Genomic DNA, 235 nt, shown 5'->3' with positions numbered 1-235 from the left:
AATCTCACCGCTCCACTCAAAGCCCAGCCAGTTTACGTCTTTCTTAATCGACTCTACGTATTCGATGTCTTCTTTTTCTGGGTTTGTGTCATCAAAACGCAGATTGCATTGTCCCTGGTAGTCCTGAGCAATACCAAAGTTCAGGCAGATAGACTTCGCATGACCGATATGCAGGTAACCATTCGGCTCAGGCGGAAAACGTGTGTGGACGCTGGTGTGCTTCCCACTGGCTAAA

1 protein-coding gene is annotated in these 235 nt (G+C 48.1%); it reads right to left on the bottom strand.

The window, feature by feature from the left end; all coding sequences use genetic code 11:
- A partial coding sequence (locus ACYP03_RS28080; RefSeq protein WP_459782948.1) for a glutamate--tRNA ligase family protein occupies positions 1-235 on the bottom strand: 235 nt, incomplete at both ends.

The sequence above is a fragment of the Photobacterium sp. R1 genome, assembly GCF_054600795.1.
This window is presented reverse-complemented; position numbering and strand designations above follow the sequence as displayed.